The sequence below is a fragment of the Vulcanococcus sp. CPBay_Sum15L08_68 genome (assembly GCF_017855895.1).
Classification (GTDB): Bacteria; Cyanobacteriota; Cyanobacteriia; order PCC-6307; family Cyanobiaceae; genus Vulcanococcus.
Genome location: NZ_JAFMFX010000084.1, coordinates 1 through 6,225, shown reverse-complemented (window position 1 = coordinate 6,225; position 6,225 = coordinate 1). Strand labels below are relative to the sequence as shown.

The following is a 6,225-nucleotide window of genomic DNA, read 5'->3' as shown; positions in this document are numbered from 1 at the left end:
GCTGGACGGTCCTGGCGCCGTTCCGCCTGGGCGATCAAGCCATCGAGGGGTTTGGGGTTGGCGAAATAGACATGGCTCAAGCTGCGCTCGCCGTACATCCGCCGTTCGAGCTGCCAGCCCGGCTCCAGCTTGAGGGCGACAAATCCACTGCGGTCCCGCAGGGGGATCGCCCCACGCCCCACGACGAGTTCGGTCGGGTGGCTGCCGGACATCGCCAGCAGCACCAGGGTGTTCCCTTGGCTCTCGAGCCTCAGGCGATAACGGGGTGAGACGTCGTCCTCGCCGACCCGCAGGGAATAGCCATTGCTGTCGAGGTAGCGGCTGCAGATCCCGCTGAAGTTGAAGCGGTTGAGGGCCGGATCAATCAGGCCGTCCCGGCGTTCTTCCCAGCACTTCGGTTGGGGTTTGAGCTGCTCGAGCACCAGCAGCTTCCAGTCCTGGTTGCCCACCGGTTGCCCCAGCACGGCCAGGCGCTCCTGCTCGAGCGGCTGGCTTTGGAAGACCCCTGCGGCGGCTTGGCTGCCCACCAGGCCTGCGCTCAGCAGAGCGAGGCCGGCCCACGGGAGGTAGCTTCGCTGCATGGGATGTCTCCTGGGCTCCTGACGAGAGCTGTGTTGTACCGGATGTTGGGGGACAAGCCCAGTGGTCAGTGATACGCCCAAGGTGGTTGCCGCCGCCTGCGACGGCGCTTGTAGCGGAAATCCCGGCCCTGGCGGCTGGGGTGCGTTGCTGCGTTTTGACGATGGCAGCGTTCAGGAATTCGGTGGGGCGGAGGCCAACACCACCAACAACCGCATGGAGCTGACGGCGGCGCTGACCCTGCTGGAGCGCTTGGCGGTTCTGCCGCGTCACCCGGACCTGAGCATCCGCACGGACTCCAAGTACCTGATCGACGGCTTCAGCAAGTGGATCAACGGTTGGAAGCGCAAGGGCTGGCGCACGGCCTCCGGTAGCCCTGTTCTCAATCGCGACCTCTGGGAGGCCCTCGATGGCGCGCGGATCCAGGGCTTGCCCCTGACCTACGTGAAGGGCCACAGCGGTGATCCCGACAACGACCGCTGCGATGTCATCGCCGTGGCCTTTTCCAAGGGCAACCCGATCCAGCTGGCGGCCGGGGAGGTGGTGGAGGCGGCCCCGGCCCTTGATCTGGCCCCTCCGGCCCTGCAGCAGCTGCTGACCCGCTTGGAGTTGGCGGATCGGTTGGCCGAGGGCGACTACGGGTTGAGCCTGATGGAGCTGGCGCAGTTGGTCGAGAAGCCCCTCAAGACCCTGGAGGGACGCGATGGTCCCTGGCGCTGGCGGGATTGGCAGGTCCTTCCCCTGGACGAGGGGCGCTGGCGTCTTCGCCGTGACGCGTCAGGATCAGGGGAGCCCCAAGGCGAGGAGCGAGGAGATGGCTGAGGTCGGCACGGGATCGCTCTACCAGCGTTTTGTGGGTCCCCTGCTCAGCCGTGATGACGGTGCCGATGCTGAGCAGCTGAGCCAACTCACACTGCAGGCCCTGGGGCAGGCCTCCCTGCGCCGCAACTGGCCCCTGGTGAGCAGTTCCCTGGCGGGCCTCGGAGCAGAGCTGCAGCGCAAGGACCTGCGGCTGGAGCAAACCCTCTTTGGCTGCCGCTTCCTCAATCCCGTCGGTCTGGCCGCCGGCTTTGACAAGAACGCCGTCGCTGCGGGCATCTGGCATCTGTTTGGTTTTGGCTTTGCCGAACTGGGCACGATCACCTGGCATGCCCAGCCCGGTAACCCCCGGCCCCGGCTGTTCCGTTTGGCGGAGGAGCGGGCCGCCTTGAACCGCATGGGGTTCAACAACCAAGGGGCCGAGGCGGCGCGCCGCACCCTGGAGCGCCAGGCCCTGCCGGCGGCCGGGCAGCGACCGGCGGTCTTGGGGATCAATTTGGGCAAGTCCAAGGTCACCCCGTTGGATCTCGCCCCGGATGACTACGCCTCGTCGTTGGAGTTGTTGGCTCCCCTGGCGGACTACGCCGTGATCAATGTCAGCTCCCCCAACACTCCTGGGTTACGGGAACTCCAGGACGAAGTCCAGCTGCGTCGCCTGGTGGAGCGGCTGCGGCGTCTGCCGGCCTGCCCCCCGTTGCTGGTGAAGATCGCCCCGGACCTGGAGGACGACGCCATCGATTCGATTGCCCGCTTGGCCTACGAGGAGGGCCTGGCTGGGGTGATTGCCGTGAACACCAGCCTGGATCGCCTGGGCCTGGAGGGCAGGCGCCTGGCCCAAACCGGCAAGACCTTGGCGGAGGAGGCCGGGGGACTGAGTGGTGCACCCCTGCGCCAGCGGGCCCTGGAGGTGATGCGCCGGCTGCGGGTCACCGCTGGCCCAAGCCTGCCCTTGATCGGGGTGGGTGGCATCGACTCCGCCGCGTCCGCCTGGGAGCGGATCACCGCCGGTGCGTCCCTGGTGCAGCTCTACACCGGCTGGATCTACGGCGGGCCTGGCCTGGTTCCGGAGATTCTCGAGGGCTTGAGCCAGCAGCTCGATCGCCACGGTTTCCGCAACATCAGCGAAGCCGTCGGCTCTGGGGTGCCCTGGAGCTGAAATCTCGATAGCTTGCGGATAGAGCAAGCGGAAGGCGAGTGGTGCTCGCAGGAGTTCAAGAGCGCCTCGGCCCCTTGCAAGCCTGGCTGTTTCCGCAGCGGGTCTACCTCGAGCTGCAGGATCAAGCGATCACGGCCATGGTCCTGAGCGGCCGGGGCCTGAGCTGGGTCGATCAGTTGTCCCTGCCGCCGGGGCTCTGCCAGGGCGGACGTCCCGTGTCTGGTTCGGCCCTGGCGGATCTGTTGGGGGATTGGTTGGTGCAGTGCGGCTACCCCGGGGCCAGGATCTGGGCCGTGCTGCCGGGCAGCGCCTGCGAACTACGCCTTCTACAGGGCAGCGCTCCTGAGCGAATGGCCATGCCCAAGGAGCTGGAGGCCCTGCGCTTGCCTTGGCCCCCGGAGACCGCGGTGGATCTGCTGAGCTGCCCTCTGCCCTCCTCCCCGGGCAGCCGTGTCTCGGTGGCGGTGGAGTCGGCCTTGCTGGAGGACTGGATCGAGGTCTTTGCCGATGCGGGCCTCGGTCTCGATGCCCTCGAGGCTGCTCCGGTCTGTGCACTGCGCTGCGTCGAGGGCCAGAAGGGTTGGTTGTTGGGACTGGAGCCTGAGCAGAGCTGGTTGCTGCGCCTGGAGCGGGGGGCTCCGATCTGGCAGTGGCGACTGCCGCCGTTGGCGGAGCTGGAGGCTTTGCAAAGCGAGCTCAACCAATGCCTGAGCTATTGGCAATCCCAGGCTCCTCAGCCGCGCTCGATGGATGTCGTGGTCTCAGCGGCCCTGCCGGCTTCGGCGCTGGAGACCCTGCAGAGTTGTCTTCCGCTGGAGCTCAATGGCCTGGATCCCTTGCGGAGCGACCCAGCGCAGTGGTCTCTGGGTCTGCTCTGGGGGCTGGCCGCGGCGGAGTTGGAACGATGAGCCCTCGTCTTGGCCCCCTCGATTTACTGCAGGAGCGCCGGGGTGCCAGCGGCATTGCTGAGCCAGGTGGGTCCATGCTTCCGGCCCGCCCGCTGTTGCTCAAGGGCTCGGCCATTGGCGGTGGCGTCCTTGCCTTGATGCTGCTGTTGCTGGTGGCGCTGGGGTGGCGCCAGCAGCAGGTGAACGCCGCCCTGGCGAACCTCGCCGGCATCAAGCTGCAGGTGCAGACCCTGGAGACGCGGGTCGGACGGGTGCGGCGGGCCAAGGCTCAGCTGCAGCGCAGCAGCGAGGGCTTGGCCAAGGGTCTGGTGGGGGTGTCCTCCGGCTCGGCCTTGCTGGCTCAGTTGTCCGCGGTCACCCCGGCCGGTGTGCAGCTCACGGAGGTGCGCTCCCAGAACAACGGCTTGCTGCTCAAAGGGGTCGCCATTGATCCCCAGGCGTTCCGCCGGGTCAATGGGCTGAGTCTGCTGCTGTCCCAGTCGCCGCTGTTTGATGCCGAGTCGGTTCAGGTGGTGAAGCTCCAGCGCGATGGCGCCAGCGGGGGGCCGGTGGACTGGGAGCTCTCCGCTCGCTTCGCGGCCCTGGCTCCGGATCAACAGTTGGCGGTGCTGCAGGCCCTGCAGGCCGACGGTTTGGTGCAGCGTCTGCGTTTGCTGCAGTCCAAGGGGGTGCTGCCATGAGCCTCCAACTGCGGCGAGAGCAGGTGTTGCTCGGTGCACCCGTCCTTCTGGGGGTGCTGCTGGCTGCAGCCCTGGGGGGCCTGGTGGCCTGGCCCCGTTGGCAGCGCTTGCAGGCGGATCAGCAGGAGCTGCTGGTGCTGGAGGAGCAACAGCAGCGCTTGCCCTTGCTGCGCCGTCAGCTCGAGAGCTTGGAGCAGCAGCGGGAGCAGGCTGACCGCAGGAATGCCCAGATCCTGGGGTTGATCGCGGGCAGCGGCGAGCTGCAGACGTTCTTGGCCCAGCTCAGTGAACAGGCGGCCCAGACCGGCGTGCTGCTGGATGGCTATGAACCGGTTCAGGCCGTCGCGCCGCCCACCAGCAAAAAAAGCAACAAGACCGCGGCTGAGACCCCGCCGGCGGATCCGTTGTTGGCCCCTGGTTTGAAGAAGACCTCGGTGTTGCTGCGCGCCCGCGGCAGTGGCCCGCAGCTGTTGGATTTTCTGCGGCGTCTGGAGCGCCTGAGCCTCCTGGTGGTCCAGAGCGATCTCTCGCTCAAAAGTGGCAACAGCAGCAAAGACAAGGATGGCCGGGTGGTGCTGGAGCCCACCGAATTGCGGCTGAATCTGGGCCTCTATGCGAGAGATCACAGCCCAAGTCAGAAGCCTGGAAAGCCCGGCTGAGCATCGATACCATCCGCCCAACTGGCAAAGGGCAGCGTGGGTTGGCGGCGCACTGGGATCTCAGCCCTGATGGCTGCTGCCGCGATGACGGCTCCAGCGCTGGCGCTGCCGCAGTCCAGCGCGTCTGCTCCCGCGCCGTCCGTCGCGCCGTCCGGCGGGGCGCTGCTGCTGCAGTTGCGCCGTGGCGCCAACAGCGTGGACGTGGTGGTCGAGGGCACCGGTGCGGCTCCGCTGCTGCGGCAACGCCAAACCGCGGCCGGTTGGCAGGGGCAACTGCAGCTGAGTCAATCCGCCTCCCTGAAGGTCGGCCCGCAAACGCTGACCCTGCCGGAGGCCGGCCTGAAGCGCGTGAGCATCCGGGGGAGTGGCCGCGAGTTTGAGCTGGAGGTGGTGCCGATGCCGGGGGCACCGGCCTCCAAGCCGGTGGTCAGTGCCGATGGCCGCAACCTGATCCTGAGCTTCAGCGCCCCCAGCGAGTTGGTCTCGAAGACCGGCACCTTCAACCTCAATCAGCCCGGCTCGGTGCCCCAGCCGCGCTATGCCCCGCCCCTGCAACCCAGGGCGGTGGCGCCGCCCCTGGGCGACATGGCCGTGGGAACGATGGTGCTGCGCAACCGCAGCTACCTCAACCTCAGCGGCCCGCCGGTGACGATGACCCTGCGCAACGCACCGGCCAAAGACGCCCTGATGGCCCTCAGTCAGATGGGTGGCTACGGCTTCGTCTACGTCGACGATGAGGAGCGACCGGGTGCTCAGGCCAGCGCGGGCCCGACGGTTTCGCTGTCTTTCCGCGGTGAGGCCTACAGCAAGGCCTTGAACTCGGTACTGCTGGCCTCGGGTTTGCAGGGGCGGATGGAAGGGAATCTGTTGCTGGCGGGTCCCTCGGTCATGGGCAAGACCTTCGGCACCCAGATGTCCAAGGTCTATCGCCTCAACCAGGCCTCAGCTGAGTCGGCCGCCAAGTACTTGGCCAGCCTGGGGGCGCGCATCACCCAGGTCACAACGATCACCAATGCGGTGACCTCGGGGCAGCCCGTGGCGAACCAGGTGGCTGGTGGCGAGCAAACCCAGCAGACCAAGAAGGAGCAGATCACCACCACGGAGACCTATGGCGCCTCCACCGGTCCCCTGCGTGGCTTGATTGGGACGACCGATTCACGCCTGCGCACCATCACCTTGGTGGGTGATTCCCAGTTGGTCTCGGTCGCTGAGAACTATCTCCGGCAGATTGATCTGCGCCAGCGTCAGGTGGCGTTGTCGGTGAAGATCCTGGATGTCACCTTGAACAACGACACCAGCCTGTCGAACTCCTTTGCCTTCCGCTCCGGCAGCAACTTCGTTGTCAGTGATCGGGGTGAATTCTTGGGTGCCTTTGGTGGCTTGCTGCCGCCGCAAGGGGATCAATTCAGCACGATTGCGGGTGG

General features: G+C 66.9%; 6 protein-coding genes and 1 pseudogene. 6 read left to right on the top strand and 1 reads right to left on the bottom strand.

What is annotated here, in order from left to right; genetic code table 11:
* Positions 1-581 (bottom strand): DUF3747 domain-containing protein (locus QZ189_RS10315; RefSeq protein ID WP_296421706.1); only part of this gene is annotated, 581 nt, incomplete at its 3' end.
* 61 nt (positions 582-642) lie between these two features.
* Here QZ189_RS10315 and QZ189_RS10310 point away from each other — a divergent pair.
* From QZ189_RS10310 to QZ189_RS10285, 6 genes and pseudogenes are all read left to right on the top strand, one after another.
* Positions 643-1,401 (top strand): ribonuclease H, encoded by a 759-nt coding sequence (locus QZ189_RS10310; RefSeq protein WP_043705190.1) that lies wholly within the window; start codon positions 643-645, stop codon positions 1,399-1,401.
* A complete protein-coding gene (locus QZ189_RS10305) occupies positions 1,394-2,554 on the top strand; it encodes a quinone-dependent dihydroorotate dehydrogenase (protein WP_296416250.1) in 1,161 nt (386 codons plus the stop codon). Before QZ189_RS10310 ends, QZ189_RS10305 begins: the two co-directional genes overlap by 8 nt.
* Before the next feature lie 38 nt (positions 2,555-2,592).
* Complete coding sequence (locus QZ189_RS10300) at positions 2,593-3,462, top strand: hypothetical protein (RefSeq protein WP_296421705.1); 870 nt, start codon at positions 2,593-2,595, stop codon at positions 3,460-3,462.
* Positions 3,459-4,142 (top strand): PilN domain-containing protein, encoded by a 684-nt coding sequence (locus QZ189_RS10295; protein ID WP_296421704.1) that lies wholly within the window; start codon positions 3,459-3,461, stop codon positions 4,140-4,142. The genes QZ189_RS10300 and QZ189_RS10295 overlap by 4 nt, the downstream gene beginning before the upstream one ends.
* Positions 4,139-4,801, top strand: coding sequence for a hypothetical protein (locus tag QZ189_RS10290; RefSeq protein ID WP_010313510.1), 663 nt, complete (start codon positions 4,139-4,141; stop codon positions 4,799-4,801). The genes QZ189_RS10295 and QZ189_RS10290 overlap by 4 nt, the downstream gene beginning before the upstream one ends.
* 69 nt (positions 4,802-4,870) lie before the next feature.
* Positions 4,871-6,225 (top strand): annotated as a pseudogene (locus QZ189_RS10285) (hypothetical protein); the annotation flags it as partial.